The sequence below is a fragment of the Amycolatopsis sp. DG1A-15b genome (genome assembly GCF_030285645.1).
Taxonomy (GTDB): domain Bacteria; phylum Actinomycetota; class Actinomycetes; order Mycobacteriales; family Pseudonocardiaceae; genus Amycolatopsis.
Genome location: NZ_CP127296.1, coordinates 7,694,283 through 7,713,442, shown reverse-complemented (window position 1 = coordinate 7,713,442; position 19,160 = coordinate 7,694,283). Strand labels below are relative to the sequence as shown.

The window sequence follows — 19,160 nt, the reverse complement described above, 5'->3', positions numbered from 1 at the left end:
GCCCCGCGGAGGTCGCGCCGTGACCGCCGTGGCGACCGCCCGGCCCGCGCTGCGGCACCGCCTGGCCGAACGCGGCATCGACCGCACCCTGCTGCTCCTGGTGCCCGGCCTGCTGGTGACGGCCTGCCTGTTCCTGTACCCCTTCCTCTACGGCCTCCAACTGTCGTTCGCGCCGCGCAAGGGCGGCGTCTTCGCCAACTACGCGCGGTTCTTCGGTGACCCGTACCTGCGCGACACCATCTGGACGACGCTCGGCATCGCCCTCCCGGCGACCTTCATCAACGTCCTCGCCAGCATCCCGATCGCCTACGTGATGCGCGGCCGCGTCCGCGGCAAACGGCTCCTGACGACGATCCTGGTCGTGCCGATCACGCTCGGCACGGTGCTCACCGCGCAGGGCCTGATCATGTACGGCGGGCCGGCGGGCTGGCTGAACAAGGTGCTCACCGTCCTCGGCGTCACCGACCAGCCGCTCCCGCTGATCCACAACTACACCGGCGTGCTGCTGTCGCTGGTGATCACCGGCTTCCCGTTCTCCTTCCTGCTGACGCTGTCCTACCTCTCGGGCATCGACCCCTCCCTGGAGAAGGCGGCCGCGACGCTCGGCGCGAACGGCGTCCAGCGCTTCCGGCGGATCACGCTGCCCCTGCTCGCTCCCGGCCTGGCGATCACCTTCTGCCTTTCGTTCGTCATGGCCTTCTCGGTGTTCCCCTCGGCCCAGCTCGTCGGCGACCCCGCGAACGAGACCCGGGTCATCTCGATCGCCGCCTACCACGCCGCGTTCGAGGAGTACGACTACTCGATGGGCTCGGCCGTCGCGATGCTCATGGCGGTGGTCATGCTGATCGTGATCGGCCTGGTCATGGCGTGGCGCGGCACGCTGTACCGCGGAGCGACCGGAGGCAAGGGATGACCGGTTGGGTCGCGCGTCCCGGACGTTGGGTCGTCTGGGCCGTCGTCGTGTTCTTCTTCGTCAACCTCGCGGGCGTGGTGCTCTCGGTGGTCGTCGACTCGTTCGGCACGCAGTGGTTCGGCACCTGGCTCCCGGACGGCTTCACCACCCACTGGTACGCCGACGCCTGGCGCGAGTTCGGCCTGTCGGACGTCCTCCTCACCACGGCGATCGTCGCGCTCGTGGTGATCGCCGTGTCGGTGGCGGTCGGCGTCCCGGCCGCCTACGCGCTGGCCCGCCGCTCGTTCCCCGGCAAGCGCCTGGTGATGCTGCTGTTCGTGCTGCCGATCCTGATCCCTCCCATCACCTACGGCATCCCGCTGGCCACCGTGCTCTACAAGTTCCACCTGGCCGGCACGATCACCGGCGTCATCCTGGCCAACCTGGTGCCCTCGGTGCCGTTCGTCGTGCTGACGATGACGCCGTTCATCGAGCAGATCGACCCGAAGATCGAGGCCGCGGCCCGCATGTCCGGCGCACGGACCGTCTCGGTGTTCACCCGCATCCTCGGCCCGCTGCTGCTTCCGGGCATCCTGGCCGCGTCGATCCTGGTGCTGGTGCGCACGGTCGGCATGTTCGAGCTGACGTTCCTCACCGCCGGCCCGGACTCGACGACCCTCGTGGTGGCGCTCTACAACTCCGTGTTCGCCGCGGGCATCCGCGCCAACCAGTCCGTCGACGCCATGGCGACCATCTACACCGCTTCCATGCTCGTGCTCCTCCTCGTCGCGTTGCGGTTCGTGAACCCGACCCAGCTGGTGACCCGGATCCGCGAGGAAACCTGATGTCGTGCGCCCGACTCTACCGCCAAAAGTCGAACACCTGATCGACACGATCGGGCGAATCCCGCTGTTGCGCCTCCCCCGAGGGGAGGTGCCAGGCTGACGGGCATGCGTTATTCGATCGGCGACCTGGCCCGCCGGACCGGGCTGACGATCAAGGCCGTCCGCTACTACTCCGACCACGGCCTCGTGCCGCCGGCCGGCCGCAACACCGCAGGTCACCGCCGGTACGACGACGCCGCGCTCGCCCGGCTCGACCTCGTCCGCACCCTCCGCGACCTCGGGCTCGGCCTCGCCGTGATCCGCCGGATCGTCGATGGCGAAACGACCGTCGCCGACGTAGCGGCGAGGCACGCGAAGGCCCTGGAAGCGGAGATCCGCGTGCTGCGCCTGCGGCAGGCGGTGTGGACGGCCGTCGCCGCTCGCGGCTCGACCACCGAGGAGACGAGAATCGTGCACGAACTGGCTCGACTGTCCGAAATGGAGTGCGTCAGCGACTTCCTCGCCGAAGCGCTGGGCGACCGTCCCGAACTCGCCGGGATCGCCCGGACGCTGACTCCGGAACTCCCCGGCAACCCGAGTCCCGGCCAACTCGACGCCTGGATCGAACTTGCCGGGCTGGCCCGGGACGCGGACTTCCGCGCCGCCATCCGCCGGCTCGCGGACCAGCACGAGGGCGGCCTGCGCCGCGACTTGGCCGCCGAGGTGCGCGCCGCCGTCACGCCGGCGCTGGCGGCCGGAGTCGACCCGGGCTCCCCGCAGGCGGCGGCGATCGTCGACGGCCTCGGCCGCCACCGCACCGAGCTGCGGAAGTGGCTCGGTGTCGTCCACGATCCCCGCCGCGAGCGGTACTTGGAGCTGCTCGCGGTGATCAACGGCTGGGCCGCGCCGGAGAGTCTGACGCCGACGCTGGACTGGCTGACCGCGGCGGTGGCTTCCTGACCCCGCTCCGGCAGCTCCGCGGCGGCTGCGACGTCCGTCGCGCAACGGCTTCCCGGCCTCCGCCGCGAGTCGCGCCGGTACCTCCTCCGCGGGGGCTGATCGCCGCTACGGCCTCTTGACCTCCGCGCCGATCCGCGCCAGCACCTCCTCCGCGGGCGCCGCGCCGGACCGGCTCCCGTCACGCAACCGCACGGAAAGCTGCCCCGCGGCGGCCTCCCGCGGGCCGATCACGGCCTGGTACGGCACCAGCCGCCCGTCCCGGATCCGCGCGCCGAGGCTGCCTTCCGCCGCGATCTCCGCCCGCACGTCGCCGCACCGGTCCAGGACCTCCCGCGCGTACGGCAGTTCGGCGGCGGACACCGGCAGCAGCCGGAGCTGCACGGGCGCCAGCCAGGCCGGGAACGCGCCGCCGTGGACCTCGATCAGCTGGGCCACCGCGCGCTCGACGCTGCCGATGATGCTCCGGTGCACCATGACCGGCCGGTGCTTCACCCCGTCCGCGCCGACGTACTCGAGGCCGAACCGCGCGGGCTGGTGGAAGTCGACCTGGACGGTGGACAGGGTCGATTCACGACCGGCGCCGTCGGCGATCTGGACGTCGATCTTCGGCCCGTAGAACGCCGCTTCGCCCTCGACCGCGTCGTACGGGAGGCCGTCGAGGACCGAGCGCAGGATTTCCACGGCGTCGTCCCAGTTCCCGGGCACGTACTTCCCGCCGGGGCCGGGCAGGGAAAGGCGGTAGCGCGCCGGGCTGATGCCGAGGGCGTCGTAAGCCCGCCGGATCAGGGCCAGCGCGGCGGCGGCCTCGGCTTCGACCTGGTCGAGGGTGCAGAAGACGTGCGCGTCGTTGAGCTGGATCGCGCGCACCCGGCTCAGGCCGCCGAGCGCGCCGGACAGTTCACTGCGGTACATCCCGCCGATTTCGGCCATCCGCAGCGGCAGCTCGCGGTAGCTGCGGCCGCGCGAGCGGTAGATCAGCGCGTGGTGCGGGCACAGGCTCGGCCGCAGCACGAGCTGCTCGCCGCCGACGTCCATCGGCGGGTACATCTCGTCGCGGTAGAGCGACCAGTGCCCGGAGATCTCGTACAGCTCGCGTTTGCCCAGCACCGGTGAATGGACGTGCTGGTAGCCCGCGCGCCGTTCGAGGGCGTGGACGTACTCCTCCAGGCTGTGGCGGACGATCGCGCCGTCGGGCAGCCAGTAGGGCAGGCCGGCGCCGATCAGCGGATCGGTGCCGAACAGGCCGAGTTCGCGGCCGAGCTTGCGGTGGTCGGGCATCGTGGACTCCCTCGTGGACAGCGAGGCGGAAGACCACAAGACGAAGCCCGGGACATCCGCCCCGGGCTGGAAACGTCGTTCAGCGCGCCGGGACACTCTCCGGCGTCGTCGTCCGTGCAGCGCGCTTCATGGGATCGACGGTAGCAACGGCCGGCAAGCCGTTTACTCCTCCGGAAGCCGGAAGGTGTCGAACTGCGGTTTCCCGGCGGGCCGCAGCACGAGCACGTTCACGCCGGTGGCGGTGTGCCGGGTCTCGACGTGCTCGAACGCCTTCGGAACGACGCCGTCCGGGAAGAGCCGGCGGCCCTTGCCCAGCACGACCGGGTACAGCCACAGCCGGTACTCGTCCACCAGGTCGTGCGCGATCAACGTCTGCAGCAGGGCGCCGCTCCCGTGCACCTGGATCTCGCCGCCCGGCCGCGACTTGAGGTCACGGACGAACTCGACGACGTCGCCGTCCACGACGGACGTGCCGGACCAGGACGGGTCCGTCAGCGTCCGCGACACCACGTACTTCGGCAGGGTGTTGAGCCGGGACGCGACCGGGTCGCCGGGGTCGGTGACCTTCGGCCAGTGCGCGGCGAAGATGTCGTACGTCCGCCGTCCGAGCAGGAAGGCGTCCGCGCGGGAGAACCACTCCGCGACGAACCGGCCCATGTCCTCCTCGTAGTACGGCGTCACCCAGCCGCCGAGGTCGAAGCCGCCGGAAGTGTCCTCGTCCTCGCCCCCGGGCGCCTGGTAGACGCCGTCGAGGGTCAGGAACGTCGTCACGGTGAGGGTGCCCATGGTTTCTCCTTCGGGTCGGGCTGCGCAGACCCGTCGAACGGGGGCGCGCCGATTCGACAACCCGGCCGGAAGAAGTTCAGGGGGTCAGGAACAGCTCCAGCTGCTCGACGACGAACGCGTGGTCGTCGGCCTGTGGGAGCCCGGACACGCCGACCGTGCCGACCGGCCCGACCCCGCGCACCAGCACGGGGAACACGCCGCCGTGGGCCGCATAGAGGTCGAGGTCGAGGCGGGAGTGCTCCTCGAACGAGCCGCCCTTCGCGCGGAACTGCGCCCCGATGAAGAAGGAGCTGTGCCCGTAGCGGTCGACGACGCGGCTCTTGCGGTCGATCCAGGCGTCGTTGTCGGCCGACGTCCCGGGCAGCGCGGCGTGGAAGAGCCGCTGGCCGTTGCGCCGGATCGAGATCGTCACCGGCAGCCCGCGGTCCCGGGCGGCCGTCAGCAGCTGCTGGCCGAGGGCGAGGGCGGTCTCGTTGTCGAACTTCGTGAACTGGAGGCGTTCCTCCTGCTCGGCGAGCTGGGCGAGGCGGTCGGCTTCGGTCATGGAGATATTAAATCAACAGTGTTGTTTAATTACCAGTGAACTCGGTCAGGGACAGCACGTTGCCGTCCGGATCGCGGAACCAGGCGATCCGGCCGCCCGGCGTGGTCCAGATTTTGTCGGTGTCCTGTGGCAGCGTGTCGAAGGTGAGGAACTCCACGCCACGGCCCCGCAGCTCGGCCACCGCCGCCCGGATGTCGGCGACCGCCCAGCCGAGCACCGTGAACGGCTGTGGCGTGAACTCGGCGACGGCGGTGACGCGCAGCATGGTCGCGCCGCTGCGGAACACACACGCGAAGGGGGTCTGCTCGATGAACTCGAGCCCGGCGACATCCGTGTAGAAGGCGCGCGAGCGCTCGAGGTCGGTCGACGGTGCGAAGGCGACCAGATCCGCTGAGTTGAGCATGGCTCCACCTCTCTGGGTGGCGAACGTACCCCTCCGGCCGAGCCGCGGCCGGAGGACGAGGAGGTGGGCATGGGGCGGATCCGGCGTCGCACGGTGCTCGGCGGTGCGGCCGCGGCCACCGTCGCCGGCACGCTGCCGGTGGCCTGCGCCCCCGTGCCGCGGACGGGCAAGATCGACGACGTCCGCCACGTCGTCGTGCTGATGCAGGAGAACCGGTCGTTCGACCACTACTACGGCACCATGGCCGGGGTACGCGGCTTCGGCGATCGCGCGGCCCTGCGCGACGTCTTCCGCCAGCGCGGCGACCGAGGCGGCCCGGTGCTGCCGTTCCACATCGACACGTCCGTTGTGGACGGCCAGGACCTCGGCGAGCTTCCGCACGACTGGAACAGCACGCACCGCGCGTGGAACGGCGGCGCGTACGACCGCTGGACAGCGGCGAAGAGCCCCATGACGATGGGGTACTTCACGCGCGAAGACATCCCGTTCCAGCACGCGCTGGCGAGCGCGTTCACCCTCTGCGACAACTACTTCTGCTCGATCCAGGGCCCGACGCACCCGAACCGGCTGTACCACTGGACCGGCACGATCGACCCGGACGGCCTCGCCGGCGGCCCCGCGACGCACAACGCGCCGGACTACGAACCGTCCTTCCGCTGGACGACCTACCCCGAACGGCTCGAGGCCGCGGGGATCTCCTGGCGGATCTACGCGAACGACGAGGAACGCGGCGTCCCCGAGCACTTCGTCGGCGACTACGGCGACAACCCGCTTTGGCTGTTCCAGAACTTCCACGACGCGCTGTACTCGATGGACCCGGCGAAACGCCGGCTGGCCGAGCGCGGGAACCTGCGCAAGCAGCTCGTGCCCGACTCGGGGAAGGGCAAGGACCTCGACCACGTGCTTGCCGAGTTCATCGCCGACTGCGCGGCCGGCACGCTGCCGGCGGTCTCGTGGGTCGTCGCCCCGTACGGCTACTGCGAGCACCCGGCGGCCCGGCCGGTCGACGGCGCCGCGTACCTCCAGCGCATGCTGAAAGCGCTGTGGGACAAGCCGGAGCTGTGGGAATCGACCGTCGTCTTCGTCAACTACGACGAAAACGACGGCTTCTTCGACCACGTCGTCCCGCCGACGCCGCCGCCCGGCACCCCGGGCGAGTACCTGCCGGGCAACCGGCCGGAGAAGGGCGAGCCGTCCGGGCCGCCCGTCCCGATCGGGCTGGGCCCGCGCGTGCCGATGACCGTCGTTTCGCCGTGGAGCCGCGGCGGCTGGGTGAACTCGCAGGTCTTCGACCACACGTCGGTGCTGCGCTTCCTGGAGACGTGGACCGGGGTGCGCGAGCCGAACATCTCGGCCTGGCGCCGGGCCATCTGCGGCGACCTGACCAGCTGTTTCGACTTCCGCGCGCCCGACACGACCATCCCGCTGCTGCCCGACGCGAACGCTTTGCGCGCCGAAGCCGACCGGACGCAGGCCCGGCTGCCGAAGCCCGGGCTGGGGCCGGGCGCGCTGGTGCAGGACCCCGGCACCGCGAAGGCGCGCCCGCTGCCCTACCAGCCGGTCGCGTGGGTCACGGCCGAGGCCGGCGTCCTTCGGCTGCACCTGGCCAACCACGGGACGCAGACCCTGCAGCTGGCCGCGTACGCCTACCACGCGGGCGGGACGTCGCAACGCTTCGACGTCGGGCCCGGCGCCGCGATGGCGGGCGAAATCGCGCACGGCGGGACGTACGACGTCGCCATCCACGGCCCGAACGGCTTCGTCGTCGAGGCTTCGGGTGGCCTGGGCCTCGAGGCGGCGGTCACGTTCGCCGCCACGCCCGCACTGCGGGTCACGGTGACCAACAGCGGACCGGCACCGGTCACGCTGAACGACGTCACCCTTCCGCCGGGCGGCGCGCACGACTTCCCGGTGCCGGCGAGCAACGGCTGGTACGACGTCACGTTCGAGACGCCGGGGTGGCGCCGCCGGTTCGCCGGTCACCTGGAGGACGGCCGCCCGTCGCGGACCGGGCCTTAGCGGAGGGCGTCGAGCGCGAAGGCGGCGAGCATCGCGACGCCGTGGGGCATCGCGTCCTCGTCGAAGAGCACGCGGTTGGAGTGGTTCGCCGCCGCTTCCGCGGGGTCGACGCCGGGCGGGCACGCGCCGAGGAACGCGTACGCGCCGGGGACGCGTTGCAGGACGTAGGAAAAGTCCTCGGCGCCCATCAGCGGGTCGGCGAGCAGCTCGACGTTGCCCGGACCCAGCACGGCCGCGCCGAGCTCCAGCACCTCGGCGGCGATCCGGTCGTCGTTCACCGTCACCGGGTAGCCCGGTTCGACGTCGGCGACCACGCGGCAGCCGTAGGCCGCGCCGACCTGCTCGCACACCTTGGGCAGCTCGGCGCGGACGAGCGCGCGCGTCTGCTCGGACAGCGTGCGGATCGTGCCTTCGAGCTCGGCGGTCTCGGGGATGATGTTCGTCGTCGTGCCGGCCTGGATCCGGGTCACCGAGAGCACCGCGGGGTCGAACACGCTGATCCGGCGCGTGATCATCGTGTGCAGCGCCCCGACCATGGCCGCGGCGGCCGGCACCGGGTCGATCGTGTGCTGCGGCGCGGAGCCGTGGCCGCCCTTGCCCGTGACGCGCACGTGGAACGAGTCCGCCGACGCCATCAGCGGGCCGGGCCGCAGCTGCAGGAGCCCGCTGGGCGCGTTGGCGAGGATGTGCACGCCGAACGCGCGCTCGACCCGCGTGCCGGCCGCGTCGAGCACGCCCTCGTGGATCATGAACCGGGCGCCGTGGTGACCCTCCTCACCCGGCTGGAACATGAACACGACCGACCCGGCCAGCTGGTCCCGGCGCTCCACGAGCAGCCGCGCCGCCGACGCCAGCATCGCGACGTGCGTGTCGTGCCCGCACGCGTGCATCGACTCCGGGTCCTCCGACGCGAAGTCGAGGCCGGTCTCCTCGGTGAGCGGCAGCGCGTCCATGTCGCCGCGCAGCAGCACCGCCGGACCGGGCCGCGCGCCGCGCAGGACGGCCGTCAGCGACGTCGTGGCCTTGCCTTCGGTGATCTCGAGCGGCAGGCCGTCGAGGGCCTCTCGGATCGCCGCCTGGGTGCGCGGCAGGTGGAGGCCCTGTTCCGGGTGGCGGTGCACGGCCCGGCGGAGGGCGATCGTGCGGTCCTGCAGCGCCCGCGCGTCGTCGAGGAGCCCGGCGAACGGCGTGCCGGGCAAGGTGGGCAGGTCAGTGGGGCCGGTCATGGTCCCGATAGTGCCGCATGCGGCGCTTCGGGCGCACCGTGCGTGCGCCGGATCGACCGGCGGAATACGGTGTGCGCATGGCGGTGGAAGAGCCGGTCACGGGCTTCGCGGTGGCTGTGGTCCGGGAAGACGGTCGGTGGCGGTGCAGTGCGCTCGACCCTGGGGCGTTGACCGAGCTGGACGCAGCGATCACTGAACTGGGCAAACTACGTTCCACCGGCGCGAGCTTCGGGCTGCTGGCGGTCGACGACGAGTTCTTCGTGATCGTCCGGCCGAGCCCGCGGGGGCCGTCGTTGCTCCTCTCGGACGCGGCGGCGGCGCTGGACTACGACATCGCGGCGGACGTCCTCGACGTCCTGCGCGTCGATCCGCCGGACGAGGAGGACGACTCCGTCTGGCCCGAGGGCGACCTGGAGATCCTGACCGATCTCGGGCTGCCCGGGCCGGAGCTGGAGGTCATCGTCGGCGAGGTCGACCTCTACCCGGACGAGCAGCTGCAGATGGTCGCGCAGCGTTGCGGGTTCGGCAGCGAGTTCGCCAAGCTCCTGGACGAGCTCTGAGACGCCCGTCCGACACCGAGGCCGTGGAGGCCGCGCTGGAAGCGGCGCGAGCCCCCGGCGCGGACGTGCCGATCGGGGCGGTCGTGTTCGGCCCCGACGGCCTCCCGCTGGCCGCGGCCCGCAACGCGCGCATCGAGCTGGGCGACCCCACGGCGCACGCGGAGATCCTGGCGCTGCGCGCGGCGGCGGCCGTGGTCGGCGACGGCTGGCGCCTGGAGGGCTGCACCCTGGCGGTGACGCTGGAGCCGTGCACGATGTGCGCGGGCGCGCTGGTGCTGGCCCGTATCGCCCGGCTGGTGTTCGGGGCGTGGGAGCCCAAGACGGGCGCGGTGGGGTCGTTGTGGGACGTCGTGCGTGACCGGCGTCTCAATCACCGGCCTGAAGTGCACGGCGGCGTCCTGGTGGACGAGTGCGCCGGGCTCCTGGAGACGTACTTCACGATGCGCCGCTGAGATTTGGGTACTCCTCCGGTATGACGATGAAGCACCGGATCCAGCAGGCAGTGGGCAGCGCTCGCGAGAAGGCCGGCGAAGTGACCGGCAACCGCCGTCTGAAGGCGTCGGGCCGGGCCCAGCGGCGCACGGCCCAGCTGCGTTCAAGGGCGTCGGACGTCGGCCGCCGAGCCCGCCGCGTAGCACGGGAGGCGCAGGTCAGGCTGCGCGGTGAGCGGCCGGTCGACCCCAGGTGAGCAGGCCCTCGGGCCTCGGGTATTGTTCTTCGCGGTGGCGTGTCCGAGCGGCCGAAGGAGCACGACTCGAAATCGTGTGACGGCTAATCCCCGTCCGTGGGTTCAAATCCCACCGCCACCGCTCGCAACAGCGGAAACGCCGGACCTCCCTTCGCGGGGGGTCCGGCGTTTTCGCTGAGGGTCTCAGTTCGGGTCTCAGTTGGCCCCCGCTCAGGCAGGTACGAGAGCGCCCTCCGGGCCGTCGTCCTCCTCGTCCGGATTGGCCCACATGTGGGCGCCCATCACCGCGGGCAGCGGCACCTTGAGCTCAAGCAGCACCGTTGCGGCCGTGTGCCGCGCGTCGTGGAGCCGGGCGTTGCGCACGCCTGCCAGGCGCAGCAGGGCTTTCCACGCGCGGTTGTCCGGCGTCGGGTGCGTCGGCCGGCCGATCGGCGTAGCGAACACCCACTCCCCTTCCTCCCAGAGGTCCGCCGCCGCCTCGCGCTCCTCCGCCTGCTGGACGCGGTGCGCCTTCGCCAATCTTGCGCCAGACCTGATACTGAAAGTCGTATGGCAAGAAGTCGACAAATATAGGGTGCTTGCGATGATTCTTCAGTTCAACGTTGGGCGCCAATGTGGCGCGCGAAGTGTTTGTATCAGCACCGTCGATGTGGGTGATCATCGTCTTCTCGGCCGACAGTCGTAGACCCATCGGCGCGAGCACCGCCGCCACCTCGGGAAGGAGCGCTTCGGCCTGTGCCCGGTTGCCGGACACCATGATCACGTGTGCTGGTCGAAGTGCTCGTCCAGCACCGACAGCGCCGCCCGCGTGAACGCTTCCGCCGCGCAAACCCAATACTTGCTGTGACTATGACGCGGCAATCAACTCCGGCAAGCGGTGATGATCGGCCTGACCTGCGCCGCGGTGATCTCGAGGAGTCTTTCCGGCGTCTGTTCGACGAGCACGCCGCGGTCCTGCACCGCTATCTGGTCGGGAGGATCGGTGCCGACATTGCCGGTGACCTGCTCAGCGAGACGTTCCTGATCGCATTGCAGCAGCGCGACCGCTACGACGCTGAGCGAGGAAGCGCCCGGTCCTGGCTGTTCGGTATCGCGACGAACCTACTGCGCACGGAGGTCCGCAACGAGGTCGCTGCCCAACGCAGGCAGTTGCGCCTGGCCGCGCACGAGCACAGCAGGCGGGTTGTGCACGGGCATGCCGATCGGGTGGCCGAACGGATCGACGCGCAGACCCGCGTGCAGCACCTGGCCGGGGCGTTGGCGGAACTCTCGCCGAACGATCTGGACGTGCTGCTGCTGACCAGTTGGGCGGAACTGGCGCCGACCGAGATCGGCGAGGCGCTCGGTGTTCCCGCCGGCACCGTGCGCTCCCGCTTGCACCGGATCCGGCGCTTGCTGAAGGCGTCCGCGGCATCCAGCCCCGCGCGCGATGAGGAAGGAGTACAGGCCGATGACTGAGGACAACGTCCACCGCTTGTGGACCGACGAAGAGCTGGACGAAGGGCTGATCTTGATGCGCCCCGGCGAACTCGCCAACCGGCAGCCCCTGGCCGAGGCACGAAACACACTGTTGAACGCAGTGCGCTCACTCGAAGGCAGGGACACCCTGGTGGCCGACACCGACCCAGTGACCGAGCCGACACGAAAGCCAGGGCTCCCCGCCGGACGGCGCTGGTGGCTCAGCGCGGCGGCCGCCGCGGTAGTGGTCGTTGCCGTCGGCGCCACCGTGGCGAGCACCGGCGGAGACCACGGTGCCCCCTCGGCCCAGTCGACGTCGTCGGTGCCGGCGGTGAAATTCGCGTCGGTGCAGCAGGCCCTGGACAAAGCGGCCGACATGATCCATGTCACGGGCGAGGCGCCCATTCCCGCAGGGAAATTCCGGTACACCGAGACCCGCGGCTGGTACATGGTCGCCAGCAAAGAGCACCAGTTCGCTTTCCTCGCCGAAGAACTGAGGCAGACCTGGCAGCCGAGCGACTTCGACAGTGAATGGCTGCTCAAGATCAGTCAGACGGGGAACAAGCAGTGGCTGGTGGGCAACGAGCAAACCCCCACCACCGAGGGCCAGAACAAAAACGAAATCCGTCAGTCCGGTGAGTGGCGCGCGCGGGGTGGCCAGTTCCCCGAGAAAGCGTTGATCTTCGCCGGCCGGGGCGCCGGCAAATGGAGCGCACCCACCAAACAGCAGTTGGCCGACTTGCCCCGCGACCCGCAACAGCTCTACGACCTCATGCTCAAAGATCCCTATCTGGCGAACAAGCCCCGCGGCGGAGGTGTGCTGGCAGTCGCGGCCACTCTGCTGAAGACCGGTGTCGTACCCGCCGATCTCAAGGAAGCGGTGTACCGCGCGGTGGCCAAGATCCCCGGGCTGAAGATCACCGCGCAGGTGGCGAACCTCGACGGCCGCAAGGGCGTCGCCCTGGGTGTCACACCCCCGGACGGTACCTATCTCTACGAGACAATCGTCGATTGCGACACCGGCGAGTTCATCGGGGAACGGACGACCCAGTTCACGCCAGGAGGCGACGCGGGGATCGAAGGCATCAAAGCCGACACCGTGACCTCCTACAGTTCGGTCCGCACCGCCATCACCGACCAGGCGGGGACCGTTCCAGCGGGAAACTGACCGGCCCAGGAGGCCGGCCAGAGTGGGCTCGGCACTCGCTCGGGGCGGGTGCCGGGCCCACTTTCCGCTCGGTTGTGAACCGGCATCTGCGAGCCCGCACCTCCGATCAAACAGTCAAAGCTGTCGCAGTTGCGTCGGTGTCGCAGTTGTCGGCGTACTGAGTTGTTGGCTCTCGGTCGGACCCCGGTCAGCTCAGCTGACCGGGGGTCCGTTGCGTTTCAGGCTGCGGGGAGTTTCAACGCGAGCACGCCCGGGTCGATCGCCGGAGCGCGGTCGACGATCGTGCTCCCGCTGATGGCCAGCACCCGGTCCTCGGATTCGGGGGCGCTGCCGAGCGATCCCCGGCCGGCCGGGAGCAGCGTGCTCAGCATGTGCCACCTTCCGGTGCGGGGGTCGAAGACTTCGGTCGTGCGGTGGCGGGCGAGGCGGTCCTCGAACGGCCCTGGTCCGCCGCCGACCACGGCGATGCGGCCGTCGGGGAGGACGGTCGCGCCCGGCAGTACGCGCGGTTGGTGCATCGACTGCACGGGTTCCCAGGTGTCGTATTTCGGCGAGTAGCGCTCGACTGTCGCGAACGCTTCCTGGAAATGGCTCCGCAGGCCGCCGATCGCATACAGATGGCCGCCCGTGGCCACGAGCCGGTGCCGGGCTCGGGGGTTCAGCATCGGGGACACCGGTGACCATTGTTCCTCGCGTGGGTCGAAGGCCAGGACCGTGTCGGTGGCGTGCTCGTCGCTGTCGTCGTCGATGAGGCCGCCTGCCACGTAGAGCAGCCCGTCCAGGCCGGCGGCCGAAGTCGCCGCGCGCGTGGTCGGCAGGGGTGGGGCCGTCGTCCACTGATCGGCGTCGGGGTCGTAGCGTTCGACCACGTCGGTAGCGTTGTCCCCTTCGACGATGCCGCCGACGGCGTAGATCATTCCGTCCACCACGCCTACCCCGTGGTTGCCCCGTGCTGTGGGCATCGGAGCGACCTCGTGCCATTCACCGCCCCCGTGAACTCGGCGGGTTTCAACAGAGTTGAGAGCCACCGTCGCGTCCGCGCCGCCGATGACGTAGATGTGCCCGTGCGTCGTCGCCACGTCATGGGCGAACCGTCCGGTGCCGAGCGGTGGCCGCGGTTTCCACTGTTTGCTCATCATTACCCACCCTCGTGTTCGGTGATTGTGTCCTCTCGTTGGCGGGAGGTAAGGGCAAAGTCTCCGCTGGACCGCTCCTTGTTGCGGGTTCGCGCCCGCCGATACCGAATCGCGTCCCGCGCTTGACTTGAAGGGCTCTTGAAGTGTGACCGTGGTCGGCACAAGCTGATCACCAGGAGCACACCAATGAACGTTCTCGTCACCGGTGCCACCGGCCACACCGGACGGCACGTCGTCGCCGGCCTCAAGGCCGCGGGCGTCGACACCAGAGTCCTCGTCCGGGACCCGGCCAACGCCCCGGAAGGCGTCGACGTCGTCCAGGGTGACATCGCCGATCCGGCCAAAGCCGCCGAAGGTGTCGATGCCGTTTACCTCCTCTGGCCCTTCTTCTCCGCCGAGGGCATCGAGAAGGCCGTGGAGCCGTTCAGGGGCAAGAAAATCGTCTACCTCTCCGCCATGTCCGCCGAAGACGGGGGCGTGTGGGGCGACGTCGAAGCCGCCGTCGGGAAGGTCACCGATGACTGGACCTTCCTTCGCGTCACCGGGCTGGCCACCAACGCGCTCGCCTGGGCGCAGCAGGCCGGCTCCGGCGTGGTGCGGGCGGCCTACGGGCAGGCGAAGCGGTCGGTCGTCCACGAACGCGACGTCGCCGACATGGCCGTCAAGGCGCTCACCGAGGACCACGCGAAGCAGATCTACCTCGTCACCGGCCCGGAAGCCGTCGCGCAGGCCGAACAGGTCCGGCTCATCGGCGAAGCGCTCGGAAAGCCCGTCACGTGGGAAGAACAGCCGCCCGAAGAGGCGATAGCACAGCTGAGTTCCCACCTGGGTGCGGAATTCGCGGCGAGCGCGGTGAACCACTGGGCGTCACTCGTCGACGACCCGGAACCCGTCTCGCTGGACGTCGCCCGCGTCACCGGGCATCCCGCGCGGCCCTTCGCCGAGTGGGCCCGCGAGCACTTCAGCTGAGTTCGACGACCGGGGCCGTCAACGGCTCCAGCTCGGCCGCCAGCGCGGTCAGCGCCGCGATCTTCTCCTGCACGGCCCGGACCACCGCCGTGCACGTGGTGCTGACCTCGCTCACCACCTCGGCCGAGCGGTCGCCGGCCAGCACCGCCGACACCGAGGCCGTTGCGGCGGAAGCGAGCGCGCACACCTCCGCGGACGCGGCCACCGCCAGCTCGTCCAGCCGGTCGGCGATGCGGACGCCCAGTGCCGCCGTCGAAGCGGCTGCCCGCGCCGCCGCCGCGTACTGACCGTCCACTGTGTCCGCCCACGTGCCGAAAGTCTCGGTGCTGCCCCCGTTTTCGGCGTGCTCGATGCCGGCGCGGAACTCCGCCTGCGCCGAGGTCACCCCCAGCGCGCCGGTGTCGAGCGCCGAGGCGGACGTGCGGATCGAGGCCGGTGCGCAGTCGAGGTGGCGCAGCGCCGCCACCGGGTCCGCGACGCCGAGCCGGCCGGCCGCCGCGCGCAACGCGGACAGCTGCGAAGCCGCCGACGCCAGGGCCGGGTGTTCGAAGACCTCAGCGGTCACGGTGCCACCGCTGACCGCCCCCGGAACCCGGTGCTCCGGTTGCTCACCGCGGCCATGCGCAGCCGGCCCGCCAGGTCCGACGTCGCGTCGCCGAGGACACGCGCGTCCGCCTCACGTGCCGCCAGGGCCGTCGCCCAGCGCGCCGCCAGTTCACGGGCCTGCGGCGAGATGCCGAACGGCGTCGAATCGACGCGGGCTTCGGCGAACCTCCCCGCTGCCTTGTCGTCGGCGGCCGCGGCCTGGTCGAGCAGGTCGGCGGCGGCACGCAGCCGGTCCGGCTTCTGCGGGGGGTTCCGGGTCGCAAAGCCGCCGGCCCCGGGGCGAAGCCCCGGGTGGTCACCGATCCGCGAGCCTCTGCCTTCCGGCATGGGGACCTCCGTCATCAAGGGCGCTCACCCGATCGTGGAAGATCTTGCCTCATGCTCCCGAGCCGCCTGCACCGCGGTGACCTGCGGCGTTGAACAGTGTTCCACCAAGTGGACGTCTTGACCGCGCGTCGGGAAGAAAGCGACCATGAACACATGCCCGCCACCTCGGAAAGTACGCCGATCCGGGCCTTCGCGCGGTCGATCGGGGAAGGCGTCGCGGCCCTGCTGCTGCGCCGCGGCCGCCTGGGTTCGCCGCCCGCCTGACGCGAACCCGGCGTCCGGATTCCCCGAAAACCCTTGGAGCACAACATGTCCGTAGATCTTCCTGCCCGGATTCAGCTGCGCGGGGCCGTCACGCCCGCGGATGGCATCGTCGAAGGCCCCCGGATTCTCCGGGAACCGCAGCGGAAGCCGTACGAGCTGTTCACCCTCCGCCCGCTCGGCCGGGTGATCGGTGCCGAGGTCGACGGCGTCGACCTCGGTGCGCCGGTGGGCGCTGACCTGCGCGAAGAGCTCAACCACGCCTTGCTCGAGTGGAAGGTGCTCTTCTTCCGCGACCAGCGGATCACCTCGGCGCAGCAGCGCGCGTTCGCCGCGAACTGGGGCGAGCTGGAGACCAACCCGTTCATCCCGCAGGGTGACGACGACGCCGTCACGCGCTTCGAGCGCACGGCGGCCATGCCCGGTTACGAGAACATCTGGCACACCGACGTCACCTGGCGGCCCGCCCCGGCGCTCGGCTCGGTGCTGCGGCTGATCGAGGTGCCGCCGGTCGGCGGCGACACGATGTGGGCCGACATGGCCGCGGCCTACGACAACCTGCCCGAAGACGTCCGCGCCCGCATCGACGGGCTCACCGCGGTGCACGACTACCTCCCCGGCTTCGACCGGTTCTCCGATCCCGCGCTGCTGGCGCGGTGGCAGGACCGCTTCCCGCCGGTGGAACACCCGGTGGTCCGGACGCACCCGGAGACCGGGCGGCGCACCCTGTTCGTCAACCAGGCGTTCACCACGCACATCGTGGGCCTCGACCGGGCCGAGAGCGACCGGCTGCTGCGGTACCTGTTCCTGCAGGCTCACACGCCCGAATTCCAGGTCCGGTTCAGCTGGCGGCCGAACTCGGTCGCGTTCTGGGACAACCGCGCCACGCAGCACTACGCGGTCAACGACTACCACCCGCACGTCCGGATCGCGGAGCGCGTCGCCATCGCGGGCGACCGGCCGTTCTGAGCCTTAGCCTGGAGGCATGACCGATGAACCCCAGGCCGTGGTGACCGGTTTCCTCAAGGCCCTGGAAGACCTCGACATCGACCGGGCGCTGACGTTCGCGGCGAGCGACATCGTGTACCAGAACGTGCCGTTGCCGCCCGCCCGCGGCGTCGCGGCGGTCGAAAAGCAACTCCGGCTGCTGGCCCGGTTCGGCTCCGGGTTCGAAGCGCGGACGCACCACATCGCCGCGGACGGCAACGTGGTGCTCACCGAACGCACCGACGTCCTGCGCCGCGGCGCGTGGGAAGCGGAGTTCTGGGTGTGCGGCACGTTCGAGGTCGAGGCGGGCCGGATCGTGCTCTGGCGCGACTACTTCGACTGGACGACGGTGCTGGCCGCGAGCGCGAAGGGCGCCGGGCGGGTCGCGCTGGCCGGCGCGCGCACGCTCCTCGAGCGGTACAAGGGGAGGCAGGCGGTGCGCTAGGCGTGTTTCAAAAGCGGCGGAGCCGTTTGCTGCGGTGGGCCGTCAGCCGGTTCCGCCACGCGCACCACGTCCACCCCAGTCTTCGGCCGGGCGCTGCGCGGACGGTGAGAATCAACCGCCCGCGCCCCTCATCGTTCCCGGTCACTCGGGAGTGCCGGGCATCGCCGACGCGTCGAACGAGAGCAGTTCCCAGCTGTGGCCATCCGGGTCGTCCACAGCACGGTTGTACAGCCAGCCCATGTCCTGAGCAGGGCGCGGCTCGGACCCGCCCGCCTTCACCGCGGCGTCGGCCAGCCGGTCGACGTCCTCCTTCGACTCGGCGGGCAGCGCCAGGATCGACCCGATCGCGCCACCGGAGGCGATCGGCCGCGAGGTGAACCGGCCGAACTGCTCGTGCGTCATCACCTGCACGGTCACCACCTCGCCGAGGGCGACCTGCGCGGACGTCTCGTCGGTGAACTGCGGGTTGAGCACACCACCCAGCGCCAGGTAGAACGACGTGCTCGCGTCCAGGTCGGTGACCGGCAGGTTGACATAGATCTGCGTGAAAGCCACTGGTGCTCCTCGGTTCTGGTAGCCGGCCCTTCCGGCTGACTTCGAACCTACGGCCGTACCTCGACCTCGGTCTTGTACAGCAGCGACACCATCTCGCCGGGGGTGGGCCGCCGCAGCTGGGTCGCCGTCCGGCCGACGAACCGGGTCAGCGACCGCGCCAGATGTGGCTGGTCGTGATACCCGACCAGATGCACGACCTCGGTCGCGGCCACGCCCTGCCGCAGCAGCATCGTGGCCTGCCGCGCCCGCTCGATCTGGCGGATCACGCCCTGCGTCAGGCCCGTGGCCGCGGCGACCCGGCGCTGCACCGAGCGCGGTGTGACCAGCACAGGCCGCTCCCCGGCGACGACGTCGGTCACCAACGGGTCCCGCACCAGCAACCCCGCCCGGACCAGGCGCTCCACAAACGTCTCCGCGTTCTCGTAGGTGGGGATCTCCCACTCGCTGCCCTGCAGCACGAAGGAGCGCGGCGTCGTGTAAGGGCTCGACACGCTGCCGTCCACAAGCCCGCCCATGGGCAGGTTCCGCAGGAAGGCACCGTGCCGGAAGATCACGCCGAAGGTGCTGCCCAGGCCGCCACCCAACGGGACCACGGTGGGCCGGGTCTCGGGACCGCGGACCGACACGGTGGTGACGCCGTCCGACGCCCACACCAGCAGCTCCCAGTTCGAGTTCACGACGGACACCATGCGCTCCGGCGCGAAACTGCCATGCCCACCATTCGGCGCCACGCGATATACGCCCTCGACATAGGGCGAGTCCGACAATCGGTACTCCAGCCCTGAAATGTCCTCAAACCGGTCGAGCGCCACGTCCGGCATCGTAGCGGGGAGCGACTAGGCCCGGTGCTCGCCGCGGTCGTGGTCCCGAAGGTCCACGACCGCGGCTATCCCCAGCACCAGCACGAACACGCAGCTGAGAACAATCAGCCCCCACATGATCGTTCTCCCTCCCCCCGTGTCGTGCCGACCGAGAGCTGTCGGGGAGTGGTCTGTGCCACTTTTCCGGCCGCCCACGCAGACCGTACCGCCGCTTCACGCAGGTTGTTCCGGCCCTTGACCTTCATTT

At 70.5% G+C, this 19,160-nt stretch carries 23 protein-coding genes and 1 tRNA gene; 13 read left to right on the top strand and 11 right to left on the bottom strand.

The features are described from left to right. Positions 1–19 precede the first annotated feature (19 nt). From QRY02_RS35550 to QRY02_RS35540, 3 genes are all read left to right on the top strand, one after another. On the top strand, positions 20–913 hold the full coding sequence (locus QRY02_RS35550) for an ABC transporter permease (protein ID WP_103338128.1): 894 nt from the start codon (positions 20–22) through the stop codon (positions 911–913). Continuing rightward, the gene (locus QRY02_RS35545) at positions 910–1,737 is read left to right on the top strand and encodes an ABC transporter permease (protein WP_013230679.1); all 828 of its coding nucleotides are present in this window, start codon (positions 910–912) and stop codon (positions 1,735–1,737) included. The genes QRY02_RS35550 and QRY02_RS35545 overlap by 4 nt, the downstream gene beginning before the upstream one ends. Positions 1,738–1,842: 105 nt before the next feature. Continuing rightward, a complete protein-coding gene (locus QRY02_RS35540; protein WP_285987158.1) occupies positions 1,843–2,676 on the top strand; it encodes a MerR family transcriptional regulator in 834 nt (277 codons plus the stop codon). Between the two features lie 105 nt (positions 2,677–2,781). Here the strand turns inward: QRY02_RS35540 and thrS are convergent, their stop codons facing one another. From thrS to QRY02_RS35520, 4 genes are all read right to left on the bottom strand, one after another. Continuing rightward, positions 2,782–3,975 (bottom strand): threonine--tRNA ligase, encoded by a 1,194-nt coding sequence (gene thrS / locus QRY02_RS35535; RefSeq protein WP_285994006.1) that lies wholly within the window; start codon positions 3,973–3,975, stop codon positions 2,782–2,784. A gap of 141 nt (positions 3,976–4,116) precedes the next feature. Beyond that, positions 4,117–4,740: a dihydrofolate reductase family protein gene (locus tag QRY02_RS35530; RefSeq protein WP_285987157.1), complete on the bottom strand. Its 624-nt coding sequence runs from the start codon at positions 4,738–4,740 to the stop codon at positions 4,117–4,119. A gap of 76 nt (positions 4,741–4,816) precedes the next feature. Next, positions 4,817–5,284 (bottom strand): heme-degrading domain-containing protein, encoded by a 468-nt coding sequence (locus QRY02_RS35525; RefSeq protein WP_285987156.1) that lies wholly within the window; start codon positions 5,282–5,284, stop codon positions 4,817–4,819. A gap of 25 nt (positions 5,285–5,309) precedes the next feature. Beyond that, entirely contained in the window at positions 5,310–5,687 is a 378-nt protein-coding gene (locus QRY02_RS35520; RefSeq protein WP_285987155.1) for a VOC family protein, read from the bottom strand. A 69-nt stretch (positions 5,688–5,756) separates the two neighbouring features. Between QRY02_RS35520 and QRY02_RS35515 the strand changes: the two genes are divergently transcribed. Next, positions 5,757–7,706: a phosphocholine-specific phospholipase C gene (locus QRY02_RS35515; protein WP_285987154.1), complete on the top strand. Its 1,950-nt coding sequence runs from the start codon at positions 5,757–5,759 to the stop codon at positions 7,704–7,706. On the opposite strand, the gene QRY02_RS35510 is transcribed toward QRY02_RS35515, so the two are convergent. After that, positions 7,703–8,932, bottom strand: a complete 1,230-nt coding sequence (locus QRY02_RS35510) for a M20 metallopeptidase family protein (protein ID WP_285987153.1) — start codon at positions 8,930–8,932, stop codon at positions 7,703–7,705. The genes QRY02_RS35515 and QRY02_RS35510 overlap by 4 nt on opposite strands. A gap of 77 nt (positions 8,933–9,009) precedes the next feature. Here QRY02_RS35510 and QRY02_RS35505 point away from each other — a divergent pair, with 77 nt between their 5' ends. From QRY02_RS35505 to QRY02_RS35490, 4 genes are all read left to right on the top strand, one after another. Then, the gene (locus tag QRY02_RS35505; protein WP_199191272.1) at positions 9,010–9,492 is read left to right on the top strand and encodes a tRNA adenosine deaminase-associated protein; all 483 of its coding nucleotides are present in this window, start codon (positions 9,010–9,012) and stop codon (positions 9,490–9,492) included. A 23-nt stretch (positions 9,493–9,515) separates the two neighbouring features. Further along, entirely contained in the window at positions 9,516–9,944 is a 429-nt protein-coding gene (locus tag QRY02_RS35500; protein WP_285987152.1) for a nucleoside deaminase, read from the top strand. A 20-nt stretch (positions 9,945–9,964) separates the two neighbouring features. Continuing rightward, complete coding sequence (locus QRY02_RS35495) at positions 9,965–10,180, top strand: CsbD family protein (RefSeq protein ID WP_285987151.1); 216 nt, start codon at positions 9,965–9,967, stop codon at positions 10,178–10,180. 33 nt (positions 10,181–10,213) lie between these two features. Then, positions 10,214–10,301, top strand: a tRNA-Ser gene (locus tag QRY02_RS35490). Between the two features lie 89 nt (positions 10,302–10,390). Here QRY02_RS35490 and QRY02_RS35485 read toward each other — a convergent pair. Next, complete coding sequence (locus tag QRY02_RS35485; RefSeq protein WP_285987150.1) at positions 10,391–10,699, bottom strand: tyrosine-type recombinase/integrase; 309 nt, start codon at positions 10,697–10,699, stop codon at positions 10,391–10,393. Positions 10,700–11,029: 330 nt separating this feature from the next. Between QRY02_RS35485 and QRY02_RS35480 the strand changes: the two genes are divergently transcribed. Next, on the top strand, positions 11,030–11,638 hold the full coding sequence (locus tag QRY02_RS35480) for an RNA polymerase sigma factor (RefSeq protein ID WP_285994005.1): 609 nt from the start codon (positions 11,030–11,032) through the stop codon (positions 11,636–11,638). Continuing rightward, positions 11,631–12,806: a CU044_5270 family protein gene (locus QRY02_RS35475; RefSeq protein WP_285987149.1), complete on the top strand. Its 1,176-nt coding sequence runs from the start codon at positions 11,631–11,633 to the stop codon at positions 12,804–12,806. The genes QRY02_RS35480 and QRY02_RS35475 overlap by 8 nt, the downstream gene beginning before the upstream one ends. Positions 12,807–13,024: 218 nt before the next feature. Here QRY02_RS35475 and QRY02_RS35470 read toward each other — a convergent pair whose 3' ends face one another. Then, the gene (locus QRY02_RS35470) at positions 13,025–13,942 is read right to left on the bottom strand and encodes a Kelch repeat-containing protein (RefSeq protein ID WP_502874156.1); all 918 of its coding nucleotides are present in this window, start codon (positions 13,940–13,942) and stop codon (positions 13,025–13,027) included. Positions 13,943–14,128: 186 nt separating this feature from the next. On the opposite strand from QRY02_RS35470, the gene QRY02_RS35465 reads away from it, so the two are divergent. Continuing rightward, on the top strand, positions 14,129–14,911 hold the full coding sequence (locus tag QRY02_RS35465) for an SDR family oxidoreductase (protein ID WP_285987147.1): 783 nt from the start codon (positions 14,129–14,131) through the stop codon (positions 14,909–14,911). Here the strand turns inward: QRY02_RS35465 and QRY02_RS35460 are convergent. Together QRY02_RS35460 and QRY02_RS35455 are read right to left on the bottom strand one after the other, a co-directional pair. Then, entirely contained in the window at positions 14,904–15,476 is a 573-nt protein-coding gene (locus tag QRY02_RS35460) for a hypothetical protein (protein WP_285987146.1), read from the bottom strand. The genes QRY02_RS35465 and QRY02_RS35460 overlap by 8 nt on opposite strands. After that, on the bottom strand, positions 15,473–15,844 hold the full coding sequence (locus QRY02_RS35455; protein WP_285987145.1) for a hypothetical protein: 372 nt from the start codon (positions 15,842–15,844) through the stop codon (positions 15,473–15,475). The genes QRY02_RS35460 and QRY02_RS35455 overlap by 4 nt, the downstream gene beginning before the upstream one ends. A gap of 309 nt (positions 15,845–16,153) precedes the next feature. On the opposite strand from QRY02_RS35455, the gene QRY02_RS35450 reads away from it, so the two are divergent. Together QRY02_RS35450 and QRY02_RS35445 are read left to right on the top strand one after the other, a co-directional pair. Beyond that, entirely contained in the window at positions 16,154–17,074 is a 921-nt protein-coding gene (locus tag QRY02_RS35450) for a TauD/TfdA dioxygenase family protein (protein ID WP_285987144.1), read from the top strand. Positions 17,075–17,090: 16 nt separating this feature from the next. Further along, the gene (locus QRY02_RS35445; protein ID WP_285987143.1) at positions 17,091–17,537 is read left to right on the top strand and encodes a limonene-1,2-epoxide hydrolase family protein; all 447 of its coding nucleotides are present in this window, start codon (positions 17,091–17,093) and stop codon (positions 17,535–17,537) included. Positions 17,538–17,678: 141 nt separating this feature from the next. Here QRY02_RS35445 and QRY02_RS35440 read toward each other — a convergent pair whose 3' ends face one another. Both QRY02_RS35440 and QRY02_RS35435 read right to left on the bottom strand, forming a co-directional pair. Then, positions 17,679–18,092, bottom strand: coding sequence for a VOC family protein (locus QRY02_RS35440; RefSeq protein ID WP_285987142.1), 414 nt, complete (start codon positions 18,090–18,092; stop codon positions 17,679–17,681). A 47-nt stretch (positions 18,093–18,139) separates the two neighbouring features. Further along, positions 18,140–18,769, bottom strand: a complete 630-nt coding sequence (locus QRY02_RS35435) for a helix-turn-helix domain-containing protein (RefSeq protein ID WP_353068014.1) — start codon at positions 18,767–18,769, stop codon at positions 18,140–18,142. Positions 18,770–19,160 lie beyond the last annotated feature (391 nt).